Annotated in this window: 18 protein-coding genes and 1 pseudogene; 5 read left to right on the top strand and 14 right to left on the bottom strand. The window is 62.6% G+C overall.

Features of this window, described 5'->3' with window-relative positions:
• The first annotated feature begins 58 nt into the window (after positions 1-58).
• Both ACTHLA_RS16790 and ACTHLA_RS16785 read left to right on the top strand, forming a co-directional pair.
• Positions 59-556, top strand: a complete 498-nt coding sequence (locus tag ACTHLA_RS16790; protein ID WP_440192125.1) for a bactofilin family protein — start codon at positions 59-61, stop codon at positions 554-556.
• A 135-nt stretch (positions 557-691) separates the two neighbouring features.
• Positions 692-1,687 carry a YihY/virulence factor BrkB family protein gene (locus ACTHLA_RS16785; RefSeq protein WP_440192122.1) on the top strand — a complete coding sequence of 332 codons (996 nt, stop codon included), beginning with the start codon at positions 692-694 and terminating at the stop codon, positions 1,685-1,687.
• Positions 1,688-1,699: 12 nt separating this feature from the next.
• On the opposite strand, the gene prfB is transcribed toward ACTHLA_RS16785, so the two are convergent.
• The 3 genes and pseudogenes from prfB to ACTHLA_RS16770 all read right to left on the bottom strand — a co-directional run bounded on the left by prfB (position 1,700) and on the right by ACTHLA_RS16770 (position 6,782).
• Positions 1,700-2,825, bottom strand: a protein-coding gene (gene prfB / locus ACTHLA_RS16780) for a peptide chain release factor 2 (RefSeq protein WP_440192119.1) whose coding sequence is annotated in 2 segments (ribosomal slippage) — positions 1,700-2,755 and positions 2,757-2,825 — 1,125 coding nt in all. Because the reading frame shifts where the segments join, the coding sequence is not laid out codon by codon here.
• A gap of 60 nt (positions 2,826-2,885) precedes the next feature.
• Positions 2,886-5,255 (bottom strand): annotated as a pseudogene (locus ACTHLA_RS16775) (penicillin-binding protein 1A).
• A gap of 297 nt (positions 5,256-5,552) precedes the next feature.
• Positions 5,553-6,782 carry an N-acetylmuramoyl-L-alanine amidase family protein gene (locus ACTHLA_RS16770; protein ID WP_440192116.1) on the bottom strand — a complete coding sequence of 410 codons (1,230 nt, stop codon included), beginning with the start codon at positions 6,780-6,782 and terminating at the stop codon, positions 5,553-5,555.
• Positions 6,783-7,468: 686 nt separating this feature from the next.
• On the opposite strand from ACTHLA_RS16770, the gene ACTHLA_RS16765 reads away from it, so the two are divergent.
• From ACTHLA_RS16765 to ACTHLA_RS16755, 3 genes are all read left to right on the top strand, one after another.
• Positions 7,469-10,072, top strand: a complete 2,604-nt coding sequence (locus ACTHLA_RS16765; RefSeq protein ID WP_440192113.1) for an Rne/Rng family ribonuclease — start codon at positions 7,469-7,471, stop codon at positions 10,070-10,072.
• A gap of 142 nt (positions 10,073-10,214) precedes the next feature.
• Entirely contained in the window at positions 10,215-11,666 is a 1,452-nt protein-coding gene (locus ACTHLA_RS16760) for a M48 family metalloprotease (RefSeq protein ID WP_440192110.1), read from the top strand.
• A gap of 16 nt (positions 11,667-11,682) precedes the next feature.
• Positions 11,683-12,450, top strand: coding sequence for a DsbA family protein (locus tag ACTHLA_RS16755; RefSeq protein ID WP_440192107.1), 768 nt, complete (start codon positions 11,683-11,685; stop codon positions 12,448-12,450).
• Positions 12,451-12,455: 5 nt separating this feature from the next.
• On the opposite strand, the gene lpxB is transcribed toward ACTHLA_RS16755, so the two are convergent.
• The 11 genes from lpxB to uppS form a co-directional block, all read right to left on the bottom strand.
• Entirely contained in the window at positions 12,456-13,643 is a 1,188-nt protein-coding gene (lpxB, locus tag ACTHLA_RS16750) for a lipid-A-disaccharide synthase (protein ID WP_440192105.1), read from the bottom strand.
• Positions 13,624-14,466 (bottom strand): LpxI family protein, encoded by an 843-nt coding sequence (locus ACTHLA_RS16745; RefSeq protein WP_440192102.1) that lies wholly within the window; start codon positions 14,464-14,466, stop codon positions 13,624-13,626. Before ACTHLA_RS16745 ends, lpxB begins: the two co-directional genes overlap by 20 nt.
• Complete coding sequence (lpxA, locus tag ACTHLA_RS16740; protein WP_440192099.1) at positions 14,463-15,257, bottom strand: acyl-ACP--UDP-N-acetylglucosamine O-acyltransferase; 795 nt, start codon at positions 15,255-15,257, stop codon at positions 14,463-14,465. The genes ACTHLA_RS16745 and lpxA overlap by 4 nt, the downstream gene beginning before the upstream one ends.
• The gene (gene fabZ, locus ACTHLA_RS16735; RefSeq protein WP_440192096.1) at positions 15,254-15,766 is read right to left on the bottom strand and encodes a 3-hydroxyacyl-ACP dehydratase FabZ; all 513 of its coding nucleotides are present in this window, start codon (positions 15,764-15,766) and stop codon (positions 15,254-15,256) included. Before fabZ ends, lpxA begins: the two co-directional genes overlap by 4 nt.
• A gap of 9 nt (positions 15,767-15,775) precedes the next feature.
• Positions 15,776-16,804, bottom strand: a complete 1,029-nt coding sequence (lpxD, locus tag ACTHLA_RS16730; RefSeq protein WP_440192093.1) for a UDP-3-O-(3-hydroxymyristoyl)glucosamine N-acyltransferase — start codon at positions 16,802-16,804, stop codon at positions 15,776-15,778.
• Between the two features lie 13 nt (positions 16,805-16,817).
• Complete coding sequence (locus tag ACTHLA_RS16725; protein ID WP_440192090.1) at positions 16,818-17,537, bottom strand: OmpH family outer membrane protein; 720 nt, start codon at positions 17,535-17,537, stop codon at positions 16,818-16,820.
• 63 nt (positions 17,538-17,600) lie between these two features.
• Positions 17,601-20,126 (bottom strand): outer membrane protein assembly factor BamA, encoded by a 2,526-nt coding sequence (bamA, locus tag ACTHLA_RS16720; RefSeq protein WP_440192088.1) that lies wholly within the window; start codon positions 20,124-20,126, stop codon positions 17,601-17,603.
• A gap of 126 nt (positions 20,127-20,252) precedes the next feature.
• A complete protein-coding gene (locus ACTHLA_RS16715; RefSeq protein ID WP_440192085.1) occupies positions 20,253-21,455 on the bottom strand; it encodes a M50 family metallopeptidase in 1,203 nt (400 codons plus the stop codon).
• A 21-nt stretch (positions 21,456-21,476) separates the two neighbouring features.
• Positions 21,477-22,700 carry a 1-deoxy-D-xylulose-5-phosphate reductoisomerase gene (dxr, locus tag ACTHLA_RS16710; RefSeq protein WP_440192082.1) on the bottom strand — a complete coding sequence of 408 codons (1,224 nt, stop codon included), beginning with the start codon at positions 22,698-22,700 and terminating at the stop codon, positions 21,477-21,479.
• Positions 22,701-23,549, bottom strand: a complete 849-nt coding sequence (locus tag ACTHLA_RS16705; protein WP_440192079.1) for a phosphatidate cytidylyltransferase — start codon at positions 23,547-23,549, stop codon at positions 22,701-22,703.
• Positions 23,546-24,340 carry a polyprenyl diphosphate synthase gene (uppS, locus tag ACTHLA_RS16700; RefSeq protein WP_440192071.1) on the bottom strand — a complete coding sequence of 265 codons (795 nt, stop codon included), beginning with the start codon at positions 24,338-24,340 and terminating at the stop codon, positions 23,546-23,548. Before uppS ends, ACTHLA_RS16705 begins: the two co-directional genes overlap by 4 nt.
• Positions 24,341-24,362: the final 22 nt, after the last annotated feature.

Genomic DNA, 24,362 nt, shown 5'->3' with positions numbered 1-24,362 from the left:
GGCCGCAAAACCGCAGCCTGTCCCGCCCCCGCCACTTGTTGAGACCCCACAGGTCAATATGGCGCGCACCAAGCCCGCAGCGTCTTCCGGCGCGCATCCGCTCTCGACCATAGGCTCCGGCCTGCTGATCGACGGTAATGTCACCGGCAATGGCGATCTGCATCTGGACGGCGCCGTGCGCGGCGACGTCAAGGTCGGCCACCTGATCGTCGGCGAATCCGGCAATATCGAAGGCAAGGTCGAGGCCGAAACCATCGAGGTGCGCGGTCGCATCGTCGGTTCGATTCAGGGCCGTCAGGTCAAGTTGCAGGCCACAGCCTATGTCGAGGGCGACATCACCCACGACCAGCTCGCCATCGACGTCGGCGCCTTCTTCCAGGGCCGCTGCCTGCAAAACCGCCGCGCCGAAGCCCCCGCTATGACGCCGCATGTCGCCAGCGTCGGCGAAGCTGCGCCGGTCGCCGCGCCAACTCCGGCATCCACTCCCATCGGCGCTCCCAATGGCGCGCCCAGCCTGGACGCCTACGATATGAGCGCCTTGTCTGACCTGAAGTAGCGGCCTCGGTCGAACCCTAGCCTTTAACAAAGCCGACGAACGCGGTTCGTCGGCTTTCGTTTTTATGCTTTCCTTTTTCGACAGGCGCACCAAATCCGTTATACTGCGGCGCGAAAACACTGTGCGCGAGCTTTTATGACGCAAGCCAAACCCCAACGCCGCCTGCTGACCCTGTCGAGTTTCTGGTTCATCCTGCGTGAAACTCTGCGCGAATGGAACGACGACAAGGCCCCGCGTCTGGGCGCCGCCCTGGCCTTTTACAGCGTGCTGTCGCTGGGACCGCTGCTGCTGATCGTCATCGCCGTGGCCAGCCTGTTTTTCGGACGCGACGCTGTGTCCGGCTATCTGATCGCCGAGATTCAGGCGCTGATCGGCGACCGCGGCGCCCACGCCATTCAATCCATCCTGCGTCATCGCCAGAATGCGCAGGATCATTCCGGCGGCGGCTGGGCCACAGCGATCGGCGTCATTACCCTGCTGGTGTCCTCAACCGGCTTTTTCGCGCAGTTGCAGGACGCGCTCAACACCATCTGGAACGTCGATCATATTCCCCGCGGCCACTGGATCTGGTTCGTCAAGAAGCGGCTCTTGTCCTTCGCCATGATTCTGGGCGTCGGTTTCCTGCTTTTGATCGGTCTGGTGATTTCGGCGGCCCTGTCCGCCTTCAGCGCCCCGATCGCAGTTCATGTCTCGCCCGGTATGGCGCATATCGCCAACACCGTCATTTCCTTTGTCGTGGCGGCGGTTTTGTTCGCCATGATCTACAAGTTCCTGCCCGATGTGGCGATCAAATGGCGCGACGTCGCCATCGGCGCCTTGATTACGGCGCTGTTGTTCGAGGTCGGCAAGGCGCTGATCGGCCTCTATCTCGGCCATTCCGCCTTCGGCTCGGCCTATGGCGCGGCGGGCTCAATCATCGTGCTGCTGGTGTGGATCTATTACTCCACCCAGATCTTCTTTCTCGGCGCCGAATTCACGCAGGTCTATGCGCGCTACATGGGCGACGAGGTCGTGATCAAGAAGGGCCGCCGCAAGGTGTCCGTCAAATCCGACGCGCATCCGCACCATACGCCCGACGTGGTCAATGTGGCCAAAGCCGCCGACCACGCCCGCCCGCCGGAACCTAAGTAAGAATCGAAATCATCAGCCTTCCGCGCCCTCATCGCGCGTCAGGCCGACGCGCTGCGCCAGCGACGCGCCCATAAAGGCGTCGAGATCACCGTCCAGAACGCCCTGCGTGTCCGAGGTTTCGACATTGGTGCGCAGATCCTTGACCATCTGGTAGGGTTGCAGCACATACGACCGGATCTGATGCCCCCAGCCGATATCGGTCTTCTGCTCCTCCAGAGCGGCCTGGGCCGCCTCGCGCTTCTGCAATTCCAGCTCATAAAGACGCGCGCGCAGCATCTTCCACGCCTCGTCGCGGTTGGCGTGCTGTGAACGCCCGGCCTGACAGGCGACGGCGATGCCGGTCGGAATGTGCGTCAGGCGCACGGCGGAATCGGTCTTGTTGATGTGCTGCCCGCCCGCGCCCGAGGCGCGATAGGTGTCGGTGCGCACATCCGCCGGATTGATGTCGATGACGATGGTGTCATCCACCACCGGATAGACCCAGACCGACGCGAACGAGGTGTGGCGGCGCGCATTGGAATCGAACGGCGAAATGCGCACCAGCCGGTGAACGCCCGCTTCGGTCTTCAGCCAGCCATAGGCGTTCTCGCCCTTGATCATCAGGGTGACGGATTTGACGCCCGCCTGTTCGCCCGGCGTTTCTTCCTCGACCGTGACGCTCATGCCGTGCGCGGCGGCCCAGCGCGTGTACATGCGCAAGAGAATGCCCGCCCAGTCGTTCGACTCGGTGCCGCCAGCGCCGGAATTGATTTCCAGGTAGGCGTCGTTGCCGTCCGCCTCGCCGGACAAAAGCGCTTCCAGCTCGGCGCGACCGGCGCGGGCTTTGAGCGCTTTCAGCATCTCGCGCGCCTCGTCGATCAGGCTGTCATCGCCTTCCAGATCGCCCAGTTCGGCGAATTCCAGCGCGTCTTTCAGCTCCTTCTCGACGCCCAGCACAGCGTCCACGGACGAGGCCAGTTTGGAGCGTTCGCGCGTAACCTTCTGAGCCTCTTCGGGCTTGTCCCACAGCGTCGGGTCTTCGACCCGCGCGTTCAGTTCGTCGAGACGGCGTAGGGCGACATCCCAGTCAAAGACGCCTCCTGAGCAGACCGACGGACTGCTCGATATCGGCCGCGGCGGCCTCAATATCCAAACGCATGTAAGCTTCCTGTGAAAAATATGAGGGGCGGGTTTATCGCTCCCGCCCCCTGATGACAAGTCAGAACTGGTTTTTGCCGTTGCGCGCGCTGCGCCGCGGGGCTTCGTTCTGCTGCGGCACATAGACGATGGGCGCATCAGGCTTGTTCGCCGCAGGCGGCGGCGGTTCTTCCGACGGCACATAGGTCACAGGCGCGGCGTCGTTCTGGTCCGCGCCGGGACCGCCATCCTGCCAGGTATTGAGATAAGGTTTCGGTCCGTCGACGTCCGGCGCGACCTGAATCTTCGGCTCCGTGCCCGGCTTGAAGGCCTCCTCAATGCCGCGCACATAGGCGTAAACCGCGTCCTTAGGCTTGTTAAAGTCGCGCGCGGGTTTGCCCGCATGGGCCTGCTTCATGAAGTCCATCCAGATCGGCAGGGCCGCGACAGCGCCCGTCTCATGATTGCCCAGCGAGCGGTTATCGTCAAAGCCGACGAACACGCCCGCCACGATGTCCGCCGAAAAGCCGACGAACCAGGCCGAACGGAAATCATTGGTCGTGCCGGTCTTGCCGCCGATCGGGAAGCCGATATTGCGCGCCGCCGCCGCCGTGCCGCGGATGGTCACGCCCTGCAGGAAGGAATTGATCTGATAGGCTGTAATCGGGTCCAGCACCGGATCGCCGATTTGCGGCAGGCGCGGGCTTTCCAGACCGTCGAAGACGCCCGTGCAGGCGGCCGGGCAGGTCCGCTCATCCGCCTTATAGACGACGTGGCCATTGCGGTCCTCGACCTCGGAAATCATGTGCGGCTTCACCTTATAGCCGCCATTAACGAAGATGGCGTAGGCGTCCACCAGACGGTACGGATTGACCTCGCCCGCCCCCAGCACCATCGACATTTCATTCGGCATGGAGTCGTTGACGCCGAAATTGACGATGCCCTGAGTGATCTGTTTGATGCCGACCTTCTGCGCCAGATGGATGGTCATCAGGTTGCGCGACAGCTCGATGCCGCGCCGGATCGGCTGCGGGCCGAGATAGTCGTGTTCGTAATTTTCCGGCGTCCACATCTAGCCGTCGCCGCCCATCATCGACACCGGCGAGTCCTCGACGATTGAAGCGGGCGTGAAATCATGCTCCAGCGCCACCGCATAGACGAACGGCTTGATCGACGAACCAGGCTGGCGAGACGCCTGAGTGGCGCGATTGAACTTGGACAACGAGTAGGAATAGCCGCCGACCATGGCCAGAATCCGCCCCGAATACGGGTCAATCGCCACCAGGGCGCCATTGACCAGTGGCGGTTGATGCAAGCTGTAGGCGCCGTCGGCGTCCTTCGAGACATAGACGAGATCGCCGACCTTGAGGCCGCGCGTCGCCTTAGCCCAGGCGATATCGGCGCTGCGGATGACGCCCTCGCCGCCGTTGATGTCGCGCACCGTTCCACTGGATTTGACGATCATGCCGATGATCCAGTCGGGACGTTCGGAAGGCGCCTTATGGCTGTCCGGCATGCGGTCTTCGGCGGTCTGCGCGTCCTCCGCCCAGTTCGGGTCATTGACATCGAGGTTACCCCAGGCGCCGCGCCAGCCGTGGCGGCGGTCATAGGCCTCCAGACCGTTCATCAGCGCTGCGCGCGCCATGGTCTGCAGTTTGGGATCGAGCGTGGTCTTGATGTAGTAGCCGTCGGTGTAGATCTTGTCGTCGAACAGACGCTTGGAGCGCAGTTCGACCTCGGAGACGAAATAGTCGGCGTCCTGATACTTGGCGCGCAAGGGCTTGGACTGGATGACCAGATCGTCCTTCATGGCGGCCTGCGCCTCGGCCTGGGTCACCCAGCCCGCCTTGGCCATCTCGCCCAGCACCCAGTTGCGGCGTGCAATCGCCGCCGCCTTGTGCGTCGAGGGCTTGTAATTCTCCGGTCCTTTGGGCAGGGCGCCCAGAAACGCCATCTCGCTCAAAGAGAGCTGATCGACCGACTTGCCGAAATAGTTGAACGCCGCCGCCCCGACGCCATAGGCGCGATAGCCGAGATAGATGTCGTTCAGATAGAGTTCGAGAATCTGTTCCTTGCTGAGATTCTTCTCCAGCCGCCGCGCCAGAATGACCTCTTTCAGCTTGCGGCCCAGGGTGCGCTCATTGTTGAGCAGCAGGTTCTTGGCGACCTGCTGGGTGATGGTCGATCCGCCCTCGAAACGGCGCCCGCGCAACAGATTGAAGACGTTCTTGGCCATGGCGCGCGACACGCCGCCGACATCGACCCCGTTATGCTGGAAGAAGCTGCGGTCCTCAGCGGCCATGAAGGCTTCGCGCAAACGCGGCGGAATGCGGTTATAGGGCACATAGATGCGCCGTTCCTGACCATATTGCCCGATCAGGGTGCCGTCCCATGCGAAGACCCGCGCCGAGGTGACCGGATGGAAGTCCGCCAGTTCGGAGCCGTCCGGCATGTCATGGAACAGCCAGGCGGCGTAAATCGCCACGGCGAAGCCCGCCAGAGCCACAAGGCTCATGGAGATCACCCCCGCTATGGTGAACCAACGCTCCGACGTCTTGCGCAAACCGCCTCCAGATACGCTTGCGACGGCGCGCCATCGCATCCGTCAAACCTGTACGCCCCGACACTTATCAAACCGCTGCTCTCAGGCAAAGCGATTCCGCAGAAAATGCGCACCGACCACGCGGACAAAGGCCCCGCATAATACGCGGGGCCTTGCTTCATATCCGTTTCGGGGCGTCAGGAGCGCTTAATTCAGACCGGCGAACGAAGCGTAACGCACATCATTGTCGAAATACTGGTCGATGGCCTTGGCGACCTCGCTCATCATCAGCTCGCGATGATGCGGGTCGTTGAGCATCTTCTCGTCATGATCATTGTTGACATAACCCATTTCGAGCAGCACCGCCGGCACGTCGGGCGCCAGAAGCACCACAAAACCGGCCTGACGCAGATTGCTTTTCAGCAAAGGCGTTGAGGCGCCGATATGGTCCATGACAAGCTGGGCGAAGGTCGCCGAGCGGTTCTTGGTGGCGCGCTGAGTCAAGTCGATCAGGATGCGGTTGACGATGCGATCCGACGACGTCATGTCCGACAGCGACCAGTCGCCCTTGACCATGGCTTTTTTCGCTGCACGCTCGGTGCCGGAGTCCGACAAAGTGTAGATCGAGGCGCCCGAGGTCGAGCCGTCGCCGCCCGAATCGGAGTGCAGCGAGATGAACAGGTCGGCGTCGGCGCTGCGCGCAATGCGGACGCGCCCGGCCAGATCGACAAACGAATCGGTGTCGCGCGTCATGATGACCTTGTAGCGTCCGGTCTTTTCCAGCGCGTCGCGCAAGGCCTTGGCCGAGGCCAGGTTGATGTCTTTTTCGAGGCTGAACGCGCCATGCGCGCCCGGATCCTTGCCGCCGTGGCCGGCGTCAATCACGATCACCTTCTTACGCAGCGCATTATCTTCCGGCAGCGGCGCGGCCTGAGCGACTGCCTGCGTTACGACCGGTAAGGGCGCAGCCTGCGCGGAGGTCGCGTCAGCGCCCTCCGGCGCAATATCGACGACGTAGCGATAAACGCTGATCCCGTCAGCGGGCGGCAGAAGGAAGCGCCGCAGCACTCGCGCCTTGCCGCTGTAATCCAGATGCAGGCGCGTGCTGCCGGCGATCTTTTCGATCTTCCAGTCGGCGATCAAACCACGCCCCTGCCCGGTCAGCATGTGGTCGAGATCAATATCAGGCAAGGCGATCACCTGACGCGCGCCATTTTCGGCGCCGACCATCTTGCCCTCGACGCTTTTGTCCAGTTCAACCACGATGCGGGTCTGGTGCGTATCGCCGCCAAGACGGACGCGCACGACGTCGCCGCCGGTCGAAGCCTCCGCCAGAGCTGGCGCAGGAAGGCTTAGAGAAAGAACGGGCAGCGCGACTGCGGCCAGCGCGCAAAGGGTCGTCTTCAGGCTTACGAGGGTTTTGAACCGTCGTGTCATTGTTACTCCACACACCACATATTCTATGTAGGCCAGATTCAAGAGGGCCGTCAAAACGCGGCGGCTTTGCGCCTCGTCATGATGGTGACTATGCCTGAGAGAGGTCGAGATAGCGTTAAAGCCTATGCCTTTTTTTCTCTTTAGGAATATGGTTGCCATCCCGTTAAAATATCCCCCCAAGCGCACAGGAATTTCCGCAACGACGCCGATACGCTTATGACGCGAAGAAATAGGTTGACGCCTCTGACATTTTACCGACATGGTTTCGCTCAGGACGTCGCCGACGAGGCGGTATGGCCGATTCAGCGCTGATGCGCGAATTTCGCCGGACGCCGCGTCCGATGCCCTTGTGAAGTCGATACCGGGACGCCATCTCGCACGGCGACGCGATTCAAACGGATTTCCGCAGGATCAAGCGCCCGTCCGCAGCGAAGATTTTTCGCACCGAACTCTTCGTCACGCCCTTTTTCAGCGCACTTTGCGCTGCCTTAGAATACAAGTCTGGATTACCAACCCCATGGGCCGCGCCCTGCAACCTGTAGAGATTTTCCTTACCGGAGCCTCGGTTGAGCATGACGTCGTCATGCGCGCGCGCCTTTACCCCACCCAACAGCGCCCCGCCCTCATACCCGCCGGCCCTTACGCCGCGCGCCGAGTCGCGTCCGAGCGCTACGGAGACGTCTTTAATGCCCAAAACAATGTTGATAGACGCGACGCACGCGGAAGAAACCCGCGTCGTCGTGATGAACGGATCCCGCGTCGAGGAATTTGATTTCGAAAGCCACGCCCGCAAACAATTGCGCGGCAATATCTATCTCGCCAAGGTCACCCGCGTCGAGCCCAGCCTGCAAGCCGCCTTCGTCGAATATGGCGGCAACCGGCACGGCTTCCTCGCCTTCAACGAAATTCACCCTGACTACTATCAGATTCCGGTCGCCGACCGCGAAAAACTGATGGCCGAACTGGCTCAGGCGCAAAGCAAGGGCAATGGCGACAAGGCCGAAGTCCATGGCGACGACGCCGACGATGACGACCATCACCACGAGGACGAAGGCGACGACCTGCCCGATGAAGAGCGCCGTCTGCGCCAGCTTCTCAGCCGCCGTTACAAGATTCAGGAAGTCATTAAACGACGCCAGATTCTGCTGGTCCAGGTCGTCAAGGAGGAACGCGGCAACAAGGGCGCGGCCCTGACCACCTATCTGTCTCTGGCCGGTCGTTACTGCGTGCTGATGCCGAACACGGCGCGCGGCGGCGGCATTTCGCGCAAGATCACCAATGCAACGGACCGCAAGCGCCTCAAGACAATGGTTTCTTCGCTCGACGTGCCGCACGGCATGGGACTGATCGTGCGCACCGCCGGCGCCAAGCGTACCAAGATCGAGATCAAACGCGACTATGACTATCTGCTGCGCGTCTGGGAGACGATTCGCGAGAATACGCTCAAATCGAACGCGCCCGCGCTGATCTACGAGGAAGAAGACCTCGTCAAGCGCGCGATCCGCGACCTGTTCGATAAGGATTTCGACGGCGTGCTGGTCGAAGGCGAGGACGGCTATCGCGGCGCCAAGGACTTCATGCGCATGATCATGCCGTCCCAGGCGAAGAAGATTCAGCTCTACAAGGCCAATGCGCCGATGTTCGCGCGCTACGGCGTCGAGGACATGATCTCGAAAATCTATTCGCCGGTCGTGCCGCTGAAATCCGGCGGCTATCTGGTCATCAACCAGACCGAGGCCCTGGTCGCCATCGACGTCAACTCCGGCAAGTCGACCAAGGAGCGCAATATCGAGGCGACCGCGCTCAAGACCAATATGGAGGCGGCCGAGGAAGCCGCGCGCCAGATGCGTCTGCGCGACCTGGCCGGTCTCGTGGTCATCGACTTCATCGACATGGATGAGCCGAAGAACAACCGCGCCGTCGAGAAAAAGCTCAAGGACGCGCTGGCCGAGGACCGTGCGCGCATCCAGATGGGCAAGATTTCCGGCTTCGGCCTGATGGAGATCAGCCGCCAGCGCCGCCGCACCGGCTTCCTGGAAGGCACCACCATCGTCTGCCCGCACTGCGAAGGCACGGGGCGCATCCGTTCCGTCGATTCCGCCGCCCTGTCGGCGATGCGGGCCATCGACATGGAGGCGATGCAGAATGGCGCTGGCGCCATTACAGTCAAGCTGCCCGTCGCCGTCGCGCTCTACATACTGAACGAAAAGCAGGTCCACCTCGCCAAGCTGCGGCTGGAATGGGGCCTGAAGGTCAATGTCGAGATCGACGCCGATATGGGCCAGACCGACATCCAGATCGTACGCACCGTCCATGCCGACGAAGTCGATTTCACGCCGCCTGTGCGGCCTGAGCCGATCGCCTTTGAGCCTGAAATCGAAGACGAGGTCGAAGACGAGGCTGAGGATGAGGCCGATATCGAGCGTGAGGATACGGACGACGACGAAGCCTCCGCGCGTACAGAAGATCGCGACGACCGTCGCGGCGGACGCCGCCGCCGCCGCCGCCGCGGGGGCAAGGATCGCGACCGCGCCGAGCCGGAAGAGCGCGCCGCCGCGCCGGATGAAGACGGCGCAGACGAAGACGATAGCGACGAAAACGACTTCCGCAAGGGCCGCCGCCGCCGCGGTCGCCGTGGCGGTCGCCGCTCCGGCTTTGACGGTCGCCCGCGCGAAACCTATTCGTGGGTCCGCGCCCGTACGCCGTCGCTTGAGGCGCCCTATGTCTGGATCGACCCATTCGAGGAGCAGCAGCGCCAAACCTCCGATACGCCACGCGATGAGGTCAGGACAGCGAAACCCGCCGCAAATGCAGCGGCGGAAAACATCAGCGTGCTCGGCGAAGCGACGACGCAACCGACCTCGCTGACGCCGGAAGACGCCGCCCAGGCGCCCGCGCCAAAGCGTCCGCGTCCCTCGCGCCGTCGCAAGGCTGCGCCTGACGCTGAAGCCGCGCCGGAAGCGGTCGCAGACGCGGTTGCAGAAGCCGCTGAGACGCCTGCCGAACCTGCGGCGGAAGCCGAGCCAGTCGTCGCAGAGGCGGCGCCCGAAGCCGAGGCTCCTGCCAAGCCCGCGCGCCGCACCCGCAGCCGCAAGAAGACGGTCGAGGCCGAACCGGCGTCAGAAGCGCCCACCCCCGCTTCCGAAGCGGTCGTAGCGGAACCCGCCCCCGCGCCTGAGCCGGAAAAGACGTTGGAAACCGTTGCAGCGGAACCCGTCCAGCCTGAGCCCGATCCCGCAGAAATCTCTGCGCCGCCGGAGAAGCCCAAGCGCGGCTGGTGGCGTCGCTGATCGTGATCGAAAAGGGCGGATCTTCGGGTCCGCCCTTTCCTTTTCTCGGACACCCGCCCTAGATTTGTCACGCTTGCCGCTTACATCGGACATACTGGGGACATACTGGTTTCCTGTAACCGCTTGCTGTAAGGTCTTCGCGATGCAAGGTTTTCGCGCCTACCTGATCCGTGTGCTACGCCTATCGCCGCCCGCATGGCGCAAAGGGCTTCTGCTTGGGGCCTGCGCCAGCCTGTCCCTGAGCCTGCTCGTGTCGCCGCTGACCGCATCCGCCCAGGATATCGACCCCGATTCGCAAAGTGTGATCCGCGACACAGAGATCGAGACCTTCCTCAAGACGCAGACGCGGCCCGTTCTGGTCGCCGCCGGACTCAATCCCGACGACGTGCATTATCTGCTGATCGCCTCCAGCGATCTGAACGCCTTTTCGACCTTTCGACTGGTCATCGGCCTCAACACCGGTCTGATCATGGAGGCCGATACGCCCAATCAGTTGTTCGGTGTGATCGCGCACGAAACCGGCCACTTAAGCGGCGGCCACATGATGCGCACTGATGAAATCGAGCGCGCGGGCCGCGCGCCAATGGCGATCTCGCTCGGCCTCGGCATCGTCGCCGCGCTGGCGGGCGCGCCCGATGCGGGCCTGGGCATCGCCGCCTCCTCACCGACCTTTGGCGCGCTCAACCAGTTGCATTACATGCAAACTGAAGAATCCGCCGCCGATGTGGCAGGCGTCAAGGCGATGGAAAAGGCTGGTATGTCGGGTAAGGGCCTGGTCGATTTCTTCTACAAGTTCAGGAATGTCGAAACCTTCAGCCACGCCGAACGCTACGAATTCTTCCGCACCCACCCCCTGTCGCGTGAACGCATTCAGGCCCTGACCGATTTTGCAAAGAAGCAGCCCCATTACAATACGCCGGATAGCCCGGCGGTCATCGAGCAGTTCAAGATCGTCAAGGCCAAGCTGGCCGGTTTCCTGGACGACCCGATCAAGACCTTCCAGCTCTATCCTGAAACCGATCACAGCTTCGCCGCGCGCTACGCCCGCGTCATCGCCACCTATAAACAGGGCAACTGGGATAAGGCGATCAATGATCTCGACGCGCTGATTCAGGAAAATCCCGACAATCCTTATCTTTGGGAATTGAAGGGCCAGATCTATTTTGAAACCGGGCGTCCGAAACTGGCCAAACCCGCGCACGAGAAATCGGTCGAACTGATGCCGACGGCGGCCCTGTTGCAGCTCAATCTCGGTCAGACCCTGATCGCCATTGGCGACAAGGACGACCTCAACGAAGCCGTGCAGCACCTGCAGGAATCCATCAAATACGAAGAGGATGACGGCTTCGCCTGGGAGCAACTGGCGCAGGCTTACGACGCGCTGAAGCAACCGGGTCTGGCGCGTCTGGCCACCGCCGAGGCGCAGTTTTATGAAGGCGACTACAACGCCGCGCGCAGCTCGGCGGTCTGGTCGCAAAAATATTTCGATCCGCAATCGCCGGAATTCCGCCGCGCCCGCGACATCGTCATGACCACCTCCTCCGAACTGGGCATCGCCCCGGTTGACGGCGAAACCAAGCGCCGCCACCCCTGATCAGAAAGTTCCCCCCTTGTCCGAACCCGAGTTCAAACCCTCCCCCCTGCGCGATATTTTCAGTCAGGCCAACATCGCGGTCGGTCTCGCCGTCTTCGCTGTCGTGCTGGCCGCCGCCCCCTATGTCGCGCCGCCGGTGCGGACATGGATGGTCCGCGAAGCCCTGCTGAGCCGCCCCGACATGTTGCAGGACGCCTCGGACAAGCTGAATGCGCAAATGCAGGCCAAGGCGGAACAGGCATTGGCCGACGGCGTGAAGTCGCATCACGACTCGTTATTCAACGACGCCAGCGATCCGGTGCTGGGCGATCCCCAGGCGCCGGTCAAGATCGTGGAATTTCTCGACTACAACTGCACCTTCTGCCGCGCCGCGACGCCTGTGCTGAAAGACTATCTGGCGCAGAACCCGGACGTTGCGATCATCGTCAAGGAATATCCGGTCATCAACCAGAATTCACCGCTGCTGGCCGCCTACGCCCTGGCCGCGGCTCAACAGGGCAAGTACGCCCCGATGCACTATGCGCTGATGACCAATAAGGCCGAGGATGTCCCAGCGCTCGACGCGCTGGCGGCAAAGGTCGGGGTGGACATTGACAAGGCGCACGCCTTCCTGAAATCCGACGCCGCCCGCGACCATATTAACAAGGTGATGAATCTCGGCGCCGACCTCAATATCACCGGCACCCCGACCTTCGTGGTCGGCGATCAGGCAATCAATGGCGCCAAGATCGACGACCTCAAAGCCGCCGTCGAAGCGCAACGCAAGGCTCTGAAAAACGGCTGAGGCCTTTAGATCCCCAAGAACGCCAGAACCGCCCGCGCCGCCTTTTCGGCGGGCGGCTTTTGCCCGCGTCCCATCAGGTCGAGCGCCGCATATTGTTCGGCGGTCTGAGCCGCCAGCGCCGCCGGATCGTCCAGCAGCCGCCCGACCTCGGCCAGCAGTTTGTCCGCCGTGCAGTCGTCCTGCAAAAATTCCGGCGCGATGCGCTTACCCGCCACAGTATTGAACAGGGTGGCGTGCTTGAGCGTCGAATAGCGCTGAACGATCCACCAGGTCAGCGGCTCCATGCGATAGGCGATGACCATCGGACATCCCGCCAGGGCCAGTTCGGTCGAGACCGTGCCGGAACAGGCCAGGGCCAGGTCGGCAGCCTTCATGGCCGCGTACTTGTCGGCCTCGTTCTCAATCAGCACGAAGCGCAGCGGCAGGTCGCGCGTCGCCGCGACAACCGCCTCGCGCACCGTCTCGGCGACAGGAATGGCCATGGTCAGGCCGGGTCGCTCTCGTCCCAGCCGCAGCATGACCTCGCGGAAGACCGGCATCAGACGCTTGATTTCGGATGGACGGCTGCCCGGCAACACCAGCAAAAGCTGGTCTTCCGGCGTCACGCCCAAGGACTCGCGAAACGCCGCTGGATCGGCGTGAGAAAAATCGACATTGAGCGCCGGATTGCCGACTACGACAGTCTTTAACCCCTCACGCTCGAAATAGGGCGCGTCCATCGGATGCAGGGCCAGCAGCAGATCGACCGCCTGCGCCAAGGTCTTCGCGCGGCCCGGCCGCATCGCCCAGACCTGCGGCCCGACATATTTGATCAGCTTCACATTGGGCATCAGCTTACGGATGGCGTGCGCCACGCGCAGCGTAAAACCCCACGAATCGATCAACACAACCGCGTCCGGCTTTTCCGCCGCCGCCAGAGCCGCCGTGTCGCGCACCCGGCGCATGACCCGGCCATAGGCTTTCAGGCCCTCAACCAGTCCAAGGATCGACAGTTCGGCGATGTCAAACGGGCTTTTGACGCCATGTTCGGCCATGCGCGCCCCGCCGACGCCGACAAACCGCCACTCGACCTGCGGCGCCTGCGCCTTGAGCTGCGCCATCAGTCCGGCGCCGAGCAGATCGCCGGACGCCTCGGCGGCGACCAGCATGATCTTTTTAGTCGTCGCCATCTTTTTAGGTATCGTCATGGCCATAGATGAAGACGCCTTTCTCGGCTGCGCGGGCGAAGACGGCGGGTTTATCCACGATCAGCAGGTGATGGGAACGCGCCACAATGCCGCACAGGCCCGCTTCGGCGACGTCATCGACCGTCGCGACGCCAATTGTAGGCATGTCCAGGCGCAGATCCTGAATCGGTTTCGCCAGTTTGGCCAGCACGCCTTTACGCGCCTCGACCGTGCCGCGCAGGGCCGCGTTCAGCAGCGGAATCCGCCGCAACATGGCCTGCGTGCCCTCCTGCGCCTCGACCGCCAGGGTCACGCCGCCCGCGACGATCACGGCCTGCCCGATATCGAGCTGTCCGATCGCGGCGGCGACCTGCAAGGCCTTCTGCGCATCCTCCATGGCGGCGGGCGACAGGTCCGGTCCCGCCTGCAGACCCGATCCGATCAGCAGACCCGGATGGGCCTCATGCGCGCCCTCGATCACATAGCCCTGCGCCGTGATGACATTGGCCAGTTGGCGCAGCAGAGAATCGTCGCCCCCGCGTCCGGCGCTCTGGATCGTCGGCAGAACGCGCGCGCCCATCTCGTCGCGCGGCATGGCGTCGAAATCAGGACGCTGCACATAGCCGCACATGCACACGGCCTTGCATTGCTCGTTCGACAGTATCTCGAACAGTTTGAGAAAATCGCCCAGGCCCAGCATATAACCGGGATGCGCCTCCAGCGCCGCGTCTGACAGGTTCTCGATACGAATAACGATATAAGGCCGCCCGGACGCGCGCAAATGCGTCGCGATCTCGACCGGCAGGCCGCCGCCGCCCGCGATCAGCGCCAGTTTGCCGCTCCCGCTCATGAGTCAGACGGCAGGCATATCGGACGGCCGGAGTCCTCGCGGATAAAACGCACGATCTCGACCACCTGATCGACCTCGGAAAAGTTCTCCAGCACGTCGTCGAGACGTTCCTGGAACGTGCCTTCTTCGGCGAACATCATGCGATAGGCGGTACGCAGCGCCAGAATCAGCTCGCGTGAAAAGCCGCGCCGCTTCAGGCCGACAAGGTTCAGCCCCTCCAGACGCGCATGATTGCCCCATACGCTGCCGTAAGGAATCACATCCTTGGTGACGATGGCGCCGCCGCCGATGAAGCAGTAACGGCCAAGCCGGGCAAATTGGTGGATCGCGCACACCCCGCCCAGAAACACATAATCCCCGACCTGCACATGGCCGCCCATCGAAGCGTAATTGGCCATGATGACATTATCGCCCAGAATGCAATCGTGCGCGACGTTCGAGCCGGTCATGAACAGGCAGTCATTGCCAATGATCGTCACGCCGCCGCCCTTGACGGTGCCGGCGTGCATGGCGACATGCTCACGGATCAGGTTGCGCTCGCCGATGATCAGCTTCGTCGGCTCGCCCTTATGCGCCAGATGCTGGGGCGGTCCGCCGAGGCAGGCGAACGGATGCACGGCGCAATCGGCGCCGATCTCGGTCAGCCCATCCACCGAGACGTGCGATTTGAGCGTGACGCGGTCTTTCAGCGTCACCTCCGGCCCGACGACGCAGAAAGGTCCGATGTTGACGTCGGCGCCCAGTTGCGCGCCGTCATGAACGATCGCCGTCGGGTGTATACTGACTGTCATTTAGGGCTCTCAACCACCATGGCCGCGAACTCCGCCTCGCAGACGATCCGGTCGCCGACATAGGCCTCGCCACGGAATTTGAAGACATCGCCGCGGTGCCGCACCACCTCGACCGGCATGCGCACCACGTCGCCCGGACGCACCGGACTGCGGAAACGTACACCATCCACCGACATAAAGAAGATGGTCTTGCCTTCAACTTGCGCGTCCAAAGATTTCGACATCAGCACGGCGCCTGTCTGCCCCAGCGCCTCGATCAACAGAACGCCCGGCATGACCGGATTTTCCGGGAAATGCCCGTTGAAGAACGGCTCGTTGAACGTGACGTTCTTAATGCCGGTCATTGACGTATTCTTGATCCAGTTTTCGCCACGGTCGATCAGCAGGAACGGATAGCGATGCGGGATGCGGCGCAGAATTTCAGCATAGTCTACGCTCACCGGCGCGGCAGCCACAGGGTCCGTCCCCTCGCCCGCCGTCGGAGCGGCTTCGTCAGTCAGATTGGTCATGGAGGTCTTTTATCCTTTATCCTTGATGGCGTTCTTCTCCAGCCAGACCATTTCGCGCAGGAACTGGCGCGATGGCCGGGCGGGGAACCCCGAAACCGTGACTCCGGGCGGCACGTCCTTGAATACCGAAGCCCCGGCGGCCACCTTGGCGCCGGGTCCGATGGTGATATGGTCGATAATCCCGGCGCGCCCCCCGAACATGGCGCCGTCGCCGACGACGACAGACCCCGACAGTCCGGAATGGGCGGCGACGATGCAGTTGCGGCCCAGATGCACATTGTGCGCAATCTGAACCATATTGTCGATCTTGGTCGCCTCGCCGATCACCGTATCCTCGAAAGCGCCGCGATCCACGCACGTGCCGGCGCCGATCGAGACGTCGTCCTGCAGGATAACACGCCCCAGTTGCGGCACATCGACCAGACCGCGCGCATCGCCGCTGACACCGAAACCCGCTTCGCCGATGCGCGCACCCGAAGCCAGTTGCACCCGGTCGCCCAGCAGGGCGCAGTACACGGTAGCGTGCGCGCCGATGCGGCCATCGCGACCGATTCGGCAGCCCGGCCCGATGACGGCGTAGGCTTCGAGGCGCGTCCCGGCGCCGATCTCGACGTCCTGACCGATCACGACACCGACGCCGAGTTGCACGCCCTCCTCCAGCCGCGCGGACGGGTGAACGGCTTGTGCGCCGTCATGCACGCGCGGGCGATAAAGCTGACCGGCGACGCGCGACCACGCCGCCTGCGGCTGGGCGCATACGATGGCCCGGCTCGTTTCCGGCGTATGATCGACGAAATCGGCGGTTACAAACACATATTCCGCCGCCGTCCGGTGCAGTTGCGCCAGATAGCGTCGGTCGCCGAAGAAAGCAGCCTTGCCGACCCCGAGGCTCACATCGCCGGAAAGCGACAAAGGGGCGCAGGCTTTGATAAAGCCGCTCCCCTTTGCGTCCGGCTTGGCCAGCCGACCTTGCGTCAACGCGAGGGCCTGATCGAGGTCGAGTTGTGTTCCGACTTCAAAAAAACGTGGATCAGGCACAGGCGTAAAGCTCTTACTTCTGGGCGGGCGCGGCTCCCTGAGCTGGCTGATCCAGGCTGACGCGGTCAAACGACGGCAGCAGCTCCTTGGTCGCGTCCAGCTTGGCCACCACGTCCTGCGTGATGTTCATCGACGGATTGGCGTAGAGGAAAGAGGTCTGCGCCGGTTGGCCATTGCTAGTCGAGCTCATGTCATAATGCAACAGGCTGTCGGAGGACAGAACGGTCGCGCAGCCCTTGGTCGTCACAACCGCATTGATCTGAGGGATCAGCTTCTGGAAGATGGCCGACATAACTTCCTGCTGGGTGTACTGCATTTCCTGATTGCGTTGTTCAACCTTCTGCTGGAAGGCTTGACGCTTTTGCTCCCATGCCTGCGCCTTGCCTTCCCACGCCGTCTTGGCCGCAGGGGTTGTTGCCGCCTTTTGCTGCGTGGCCAGGCTTTGACGCTCGCTGTCCAGCGACTTGCCTTCAGTCGACAGCTCGCTGTCCACGACGGCCTTCAACTGGCGCAGGCGGTCTGCGGCGGCCTTGCCCATGGCGGAATCGGCCATGGCTTCCTGGGTGTCCAGAACGCATTGGCCCGGCACGGCGGCGCCAAAGGTCGGGGGCGTCGGCGGGGTCGGAGCGGCGGCGGCGGGCGCGGCGGGCGTCGCAGCAGTCTGGGCAAAGACCTGACCGGAGACGCCCGCCATGATCAGGGCGCCGAGGGAGATGAGGGTAGCTTTTTTCATTGTCACTAAGTCCGTTTTGGGGTCCGTTTTTGGAGATCGGTCTTCGTTGTGAAGACGGGTTTATCAGAATTGGGTGGATTGCGAGAAGCGGAAGGTTTCGACCTTATCGTATTTATCCTTGGCCAGAACCTGGCTGAGGTCGAACTGCACCGGCCCCATGGGCGACTTCCAGCGGATGGTGACGCCCGCCGAAGCGCGCAGACCGTAATCGTCGACGATATTGGTCAGGCGCTGACCCGCCGTGCTGGAGCCCGGCGTGGTGTCGATCTTGAGACGTTTATCAACGCCGCCCAATGTGCCGACGTCGATGAACACCGCCGTCTTCAGACCGTACTGATCCGGCAGATGGTTCGGGATACCCAGTTCGACCGAGCCGATGGCGTAGGTCTGTCCGCCCAGAGCGTAGCCTGTCGAGGTGTCGCGCGGCCCGATGCCGGCATACTGGAAGCCGCGGATCGTATCGCCGCCCTTGAAGAAGCGGTCGTTGATGCGGATGGCGTCGCCGCCCCACGGCGACTTGGTCCCGGCATTGCCCGACACCGACAGGATCATATCCTTGGCGAAGCCGTGATACCAATGCGCCTCAAGCTCGGTGTCGACATATTTGACATTGCCGCCGAGACCCGCGAAGTCCTGACGCAGGTAAGCCGTCCAGCCGCGCGTCGGCTGCACGAAGTCGTTGCGCAGGTCAACGCCCAGCGTATAGCCGACCGACGAGGTGATGCCGGAGCCGCAGTTGTACAGAAGGCCGTTACAACTATTTGAGCTGGTGTAGGTGATGTCGTCTTTGCGGATATTGTAGCGCAGGCGCAGCACTGAGAAGCCGTTGAGATTGTAGCCGAGGCGCACATCGCCGCCTTTGGAATCCTGCGAATAGTCGACGCCTGTATAGTGATACGAGCTTTGGAACAGGTCGAAGCCCGCCGAAATATCGCGATCGAGGAAGTGCGGTTCGGTGAAGGAGAAGTCGATATCCTTCGAGATCGAGCCGGTCTGGACGCGCGCGCGCACCTGCTGGCCCGTGCCGCGGAAGTTGGACTGCGACACGCTGATGTCGAGGATGAACTTCTCATAGGACGAGAAGCCCGCCCCGAAGCTCAGTTCGCCGGTCGGCTGCTCCTGAACGGCGACCTCGATATTGGTCTTGCCCGGCTCAGTGGATGGCTTTTCGGTGATCTTGACGCCGTCCTCGCCCTGCTTGAAGAAGCCGAGGCCCGCGACGTACATCTTTGAGCGCTCGATCAGCGCCTTGTTGTAGGCGTCGCCTTCGGAGACCAGCAACTGACGACGGATGACCTTGTCCAGCGTCTGCGTGTTGCCCACGATGTTGATCTTATCGATATAGACGCGCGCGCCTTCGTGGACGTTGAAGGTCAGATCGACCGTCTTGGTGTTCGGATTGGCCTCTTCATCGGGACGAATATCGACGAAGGCGTAACCGTTCGAGCCCGCCGCAAAGGTCAGATCGTCCACCGCCTTATCGACGCGGTCGCTTTCATAAAGCTGGCCCGGCTTGATCGAAATCGACCGCTGCAGGTTTTCCGCCTTCAGCTTGTCATTATCGGTCTTGATGGTGATGCGACCGAAATTGTACTTCTGGCCCTCGTCCAGCGTGTACGAAATCGCGAAATCCTTACGGTCCGGCGTCAGTTCGGCCACCGCCGAAATCACCCGGAAGTCGTAATAGCCGCGATTGGTGTAGTATTTGCGTAATTGCTCGCGGTCATAATCCATCCGGTCGGGGTCGTAATTGTCGTTCGACGAGAAGAACTTCCACCACAGCGACTTCTTGGTGACGACGACGCCCTGCAATTCACTGTCGGAAAAGGCGTGGTTGCCGATGAAGTTGACGCTGGACACGCCGGTCTTGGGGCCTTCGTTGATCTCGAAGATCAGATCGACGCGCTTTTGCGGCAGTTCGACGATCTTCGGCGTCACAGTGGCGGCGATGCGGCCCGACTTGCGGTACAGTTCGATAATACGTTGTACGTCGGCCTGCACCTTGGCCTTGGTGAACACGCCGCGCGGACGAATCTGCACTTCGTCGCGCAGCTTGTCCTTGGTCATGGCGTGATTGCCCTCGAACACCACCTGATTGATGATCGGACTCTCGACCACCGTAATGTCCATGGTGTTGCCGTTCATCACGATCTGCACGTCGGAGAACAGGTCGGTATTGTACAGCGTCTTGACGGCCAGGTCGATCAGCTCCGAATCGACGGTCGCGCCGGTCTGGAACGGCAGATACGAGACGATGGTCTGCGAATCGATGCGTTCATTGCCATTGACGACGATGCGGTCAACGCGCGCAGTCGGATTGGCGGCGACGGGTTCGGGCTGAGCCTGCGCTTCCGCAGGCGCGGCGGGGGGCGCATCCTGAGCCGCCGCCGGGGCCGTCGCAGTCGCATCGGCGCTGGGCGGGGCGTCCTTAGGCGTGTCCTGAAGCAGGGTGCGCGCCTGCGCCAGACCCGTATGGCCCAGCGCCACCAGGCTGACGCCCAGCGTCAGCGCGCGGGCGAAGCGCGATAATCCCTTACGGGCGGTCGGGTCGGCGTCTGCGAATAAAGGCGGCAGGGTCTGGCCTGACATAAATGACTTACCTTTGTGACGGGCGGAACCGTCCGTCCGCGTCCAGGCGCGGCGGGCGGGTCATACCCTGAGTTTGTCTCAGGGTATGACCCTGAGTTTGGTTTATCCGAAAGGGACCGGACGCGCTCACGAGAACAGCCCCCCGAAGAACCTGGCGAGGCCGATATGGTTAAGATCGTTCCATGCCGCGAACAACATTAAGCCTATAACCAGGACAATGGCAATCCGGAAGGCGGCGTTTTGGAATCCCGCCGAAACGGGCCGCCGCGTGATCGCCTGAAACAGGTAGAAGACCAGATGCCCGCCATCCAGCGGCGGCAGCGGCATCAGGTTGACGAAGCCGATGGCGACCGACACGAAGGCGGTCATCTGCGCGCCGGTCAGCACGCCGTTGATCAGCTTGACGTATAGCGGAACCTTGGCCTCGGCCAGTTGCGTCGTGGCGTCGCCCGCCACCTTGGTCATGCCGATCAGACCGCCGATCTGGTTGCCGTTTTCCTTGCCCGCGAAGATGCGGCCAATATAGGTCAGGTTGGTGTCCAGCACCTGCCAGGTCTGGCGCGCGCCCAGTTGCACGGCGCGAATGGGATTCACCGGCGTGGTGATCGGCTTACCGCCCAATAAGACGCCGATACGGCCGCCGGTCGAGGTGCGGTCGCGGCCCGTCGGGTCCAGCAGAACGCGCTCCGGCGTCACGGTCAGCATGGCCTGTCCGCCACCGCGTTGCACCAGCACGCGCAGCGGCGTTCCGGCCTGCAACACCACCAGCATGGTCGCGTCGCTATTGTCTTCAACGACATGATTGTCAATTTTCAGAATGGTGTCGCCGATCTGAAACCCGGCCTTCGCCGCCGGACTGCCCGCCTCGATCTGCGTCACGGTCGCTGGAACGCGCTGATCGCCGACAATCATGAACACGCCAGCGAAAATAGCGATGGACAGCACGAAATTGGCCGCAGGTCCGGCCAGAATGATCAGAAAACGCTGCCACAAAGGCTTGAAGTGGAAATAATCCTTCACCGCCTCGGCGCCTTCGCGCGCGGTGATCGCCTCGCGCGCCGCCTCAAGCTCGTCCGGGCTGGGGCTCATCGAGGTCAGATTGTCGTCGCCCGCGAATTTGACATAGCCGCCGATCGGCAGAGAACTGACGCACCATTCGACGCCATGCTTGTCGCGGCGGCGCAGCACCACCTTACCCATACCGACTGAAAAGCGCTCGATCCGGGTCCTGAACAGGCGCGCGACCGCATAGTGTCCATATTCATGGAAACTGACAATCACCGAAACGATGATCAGAATCGGAACTATGCCTGCGATAAAACCCAGCAAAAAGGGCCTCTCCCCGAATGTTTACGCGCGTCGCCGGTCGTGGGCGAACAGCCCGCGCACCAGACGCCGCACCTCGCCGTCCAGTTCCAGCGCGCGCTCCATAACCGCGTCGCTCGTACCATGATCGGCCTGCGTCTTGGAAGAGATAGATGGCAATTGAGCCCGCATCATGGCAGATTCGACATATTCGGGAATGTCCAGAAAGGCGATCTTTCGCTGCAAAAAAGCCGCGACGCAGACCTCGTTGGCGGCGTTGAAGACCACCGGCATCCCCTCCCCCTGAGCCAGAGACCGGCGCGCCAGAGCCAGCATCGGGAACGCCTCCAGATCGGGGGCGGCGAAGTCCAGCCGCGCCAGCGCCGCCAGATCGAGCTTCGGCGCATCCCAGGCGACGCGCTCCGGCCAGGCCAGACACGAGGCGATCGGCACGCGCATGTCCGGAGGCCCAAGCTGCGCAAGGGTCGAGCCGTCGGCATATTCGACCAGACTATGCACGACCGATTGCGGATGCACGACCACGTCGATCCGCTCGCCCGGTATGTCGAACAGATAGGCCGCCTCGATCAATTCCAGCCCCTTATTGGCCAGGCTGGCCGAATCGATGCTGATCTTGGCGCCCATGCTCCAGTTCGGATGGCGCAGCGCCTGTTCCGGCGTCACGCTGGTCAGTTGCTCGCGTGTGAAGCCGCGAAACGGCCCGCCCGACGCGGTCAGGATCAGACGCGACACCTGTGGCCGGTGATCGGCGTTGAACACCTGAAAGATGGCGTTGTGCTCCGAATCGACCGGCAATAGCTTGCCGCCATGCGTCTCGACGCGCGCGATCAGAGCGCGCCCGCAGCCGACCAGACTTTCCTTGTTCGCCAGCGCCAGAACGGCGCCCGTGGCGGCCGCCGCCCAGGTCGGGCGCAGGCCCGCCAGACCGACAATGGCCGCCATGATCCAGTCCGCTTTGCGGCCCGCGGCGTCAATCACCGCATCTTCGCCGCACGCCCAGGCCAGGCCTGAACCGCTCAGGCGCGCGCGCAAAACCCCGGCTTGCGCTTCATCGGCCAGCACCGTGATTGCGGGCCGCCAGCGCAGCGCCTGCTCGGCCAGCAGATCGACATTGCGACCGCCGATCAGCGCCTCAATCTCATAGGCGTCAGGTCCGCCCGTCTCCTCAAGCAGGCGCAGAGTGGACACGCCGATGGAGCCGGTCGAGCCGAGGATGGAGATGCGACGAGGCTTTGCGCGTGGCGTCATTCAGATCACGGTTCCCAGCATGACGAGCAGCCTTATACCCCCGATGGCCAGGATGGCAAACATCAGCCCGTCAACGCGGTCGAGCAAGCCGCCATGCCCCGGTATCAGCGCGCCCGCGTCCTTGACGCCGAAGCGCCGTTTGAGCGCCGATTCCCATAAATCCCCAGCCATGGTCGCCAGCGCCACCAGCAGGCCGACGAACGAGGCCGATGTGTCATGTTTGAACAGATGCGTCAGGTCCGACAAGGTGCCCGCCGTCAACATGCCCGCGATCATGCCGCCCGCAAAGCCCGACCAGGTCTTGTTCGGCGAATAGCGCCGCCACAGCTTCGGCCCGCCCACTGTCTTGCCGACCACAAAAGCGGCGATGTCCGACGCCCAGGCGATGCCGTAGGCGAAAAACACCCAGTCGCGTCCATTATCCGTCTGGCGCAGCCACATCAGGATGATGGCGGGCACGCCGATATAAAGAACGCCATAGGCCGCCGCCATCCAGCCGATCTTGAGCTTGTGGCCATACATACCGGCGCACAGGCTGCCGAAGGCCAGCACGACAAAGGACAAGATCGGATGGTGCAGATAGGCGGTGAACAGACTGATCAGCGCGGCGATCGCCACGGCGCAAGCGATGCGCGACGCCGATTTCGGCGCCGCCATCATGCCCCATTCTATGCACAACAGGGCGACGCCGACGCTGATCATGGCCAGAAACAAGACGTCGCCCAGAACCACCACCCACAGAACCAGCGGAATCAGCACGGCTGCGGAGCCGATGCGCAACAGCAGGTCGCGCATGGACGATTTAGGCTTAGCGGATAAGGCGGCGAACGACGGATCGGGCGATGTCATGCGCCATCCTGCGCCGTCTGCACGCCGCCATAACGCCGGTCGCGCTGCGCATACACATCCAGCGCCGCCTGCAACGCGTCACGACCGTAATCCGGCCAGAGAACGTCCTGAAATACGAACTCGGCATAGGCCGCTTCCCAGAGCAGGAAGTTGGACAGGCGATGCTCGCCCGAGGTGCGGATCAGGAGGTCGAGCGGCGGCAGGTCATGCGTGGACAAAAAACTCCCGAAGCTTTCCGGCGTGATGTCCTCCGGCGCCATGCGTCCGTCCCTGACGGCTTCAGCCATGCGGCGCGCCGCATCGGCGATATCCGCCTGAGCGCCATAGTTAAGCGCGACCTGCAAAAAGAAACGCGAATTGTCTTTCGTTTTGTCATGCGCATCTGCGACCATGGCGACAATATCGGCGGGCAGACCTTCCTGTTGCCCCAGTATGCGCACGCATACGCCTTCCTTGCGCAGCTTTTCCAGATCGGAGCGGATAAAGGCGCGCAGCAGCCCCATCAGATCGCTGACCTCAGCTTCCGGGCGGCGCCAGTTTTCAGTCGAAAACGCGAAGACCGTCATGTGGGTGACGCCCAGTTCGACCGCCGCCGTGATCGTGCGTCGCAAAGCCTGCACGCCTGCTCTATGGCCCATGGTGCGGATCTGACCGCGCTCCTTGGCCCAGCGCCCGTTTCCGTCCATGATGATGGCGACGTGTAAGGCCTGCGTCGAGGCCCGGCCCTGCGCGCAGCCCTTCGCACCCGTCGCCGGGACGCTGACCAGAGCTTCGGTCGGACCTAGGGGCATGAACGCGTCTTCCTCACTGTGG

This window comes from Asticcacaulis sp., from assembly GCF_051956075.1.
Taxonomy (GTDB): domain Bacteria; phylum Pseudomonadota; class Alphaproteobacteria; order Caulobacterales; family Caulobacteraceae; genus Asticcacaulis.
Note: the sequence above shows the minus strand (reverse complement) of the source record. Positions and strands in the feature narration are given on the sequence as shown.

What these genes read in the sequence shown, in the direction of transcription:
- ACTHLA_RS16705 (WP_440192079.1), bottom strand. Translation starts at nt 23,549, where the DNA reads ATGACATCGCCCGATCCGTCGTTCGCCGCCTTATCCGCTAAGCCTAAA.
- ACTHLA_RS16790 (WP_440192125.1), top strand. Translation starts at nt 59, where the DNA reads ATGGCGCGCACCAAGCCCGCAGCGTCTTCCGGCGCGCATCCGCTCTCG.
- bamA (WP_440192088.1), bottom strand. Translation starts at nt 20,126, where the DNA reads ATGTCAGGCCAGACCCTGCCGCCTTTATTCGCAGACGCCGACCCGACC.
- ACTHLA_RS16785 (WP_440192122.1), top strand. Translation starts at nt 692, where the DNA reads ATGACGCAAGCCAAACCCCAACGCCGCCTGCTGACCCTGTCGAGTTTC.
- ACTHLA_RS16725 (WP_440192090.1), bottom strand. Translation starts at nt 17,537, where the DNA reads ATGAAAAAAGCTACCCTCATCTCCCTCGGCGCCCTGATCATGGCGGGC.
- ACTHLA_RS16745 (WP_440192102.1), bottom strand. Translation starts at nt 14,466, where the DNA reads ATGAGCGGGAGCGGCAAACTGGCGCTGATCGCGGGCGGCGGCGGCCTG.
- dxr (WP_440192082.1), bottom strand. Translation starts at nt 22,700, where the DNA reads ATGACGCCACGCGCAAAGCCTCGTCGCATCTCCATCCTCGGCTCGACC.
- uppS (WP_440192071.1), bottom strand. Translation starts at nt 24,340, where the DNA reads ATGCCCCTAGGTCCGACCGAAGCTCTGGTCAGCGTCCCGGCGACGGGT.
- fabZ (WP_440192096.1), bottom strand. Translation starts at nt 15,766, where the DNA reads ATGACCAATCTGACTGACGAAGCCGCTCCGACGGCGGGCGAGGGGACG.
- ACTHLA_RS16760 (WP_440192110.1), top strand. Translation starts at nt 10,215, where the DNA reads ATGCAAGGTTTTCGCGCCTACCTGATCCGTGTGCTACGCCTATCGCCG.
- ACTHLA_RS16765 (WP_440192113.1), top strand. Translation starts at nt 7,469, where the DNA reads ATGCCCAAAACAATGTTGATAGACGCGACGCACGCGGAAGAAACCCGC.
- lpxB (WP_440192105.1), bottom strand. Translation starts at nt 13,643, where the DNA reads ATGGCCATGACGATACCTAAAAAGATGGCGACGACTAAAAAGATCATG.
- lpxA (WP_440192099.1), bottom strand. Translation starts at nt 15,257, where the DNA reads ATGACAGTCAGTATACACCCGACGGCGATCGTTCATGACGGCGCGCAA.
- ACTHLA_RS16770 (WP_440192116.1), bottom strand. Translation starts at nt 6,782, where the DNA reads ATGACACGACGGTTCAAAACCCTCGTAAGCCTGAAGACGACCCTTTGC.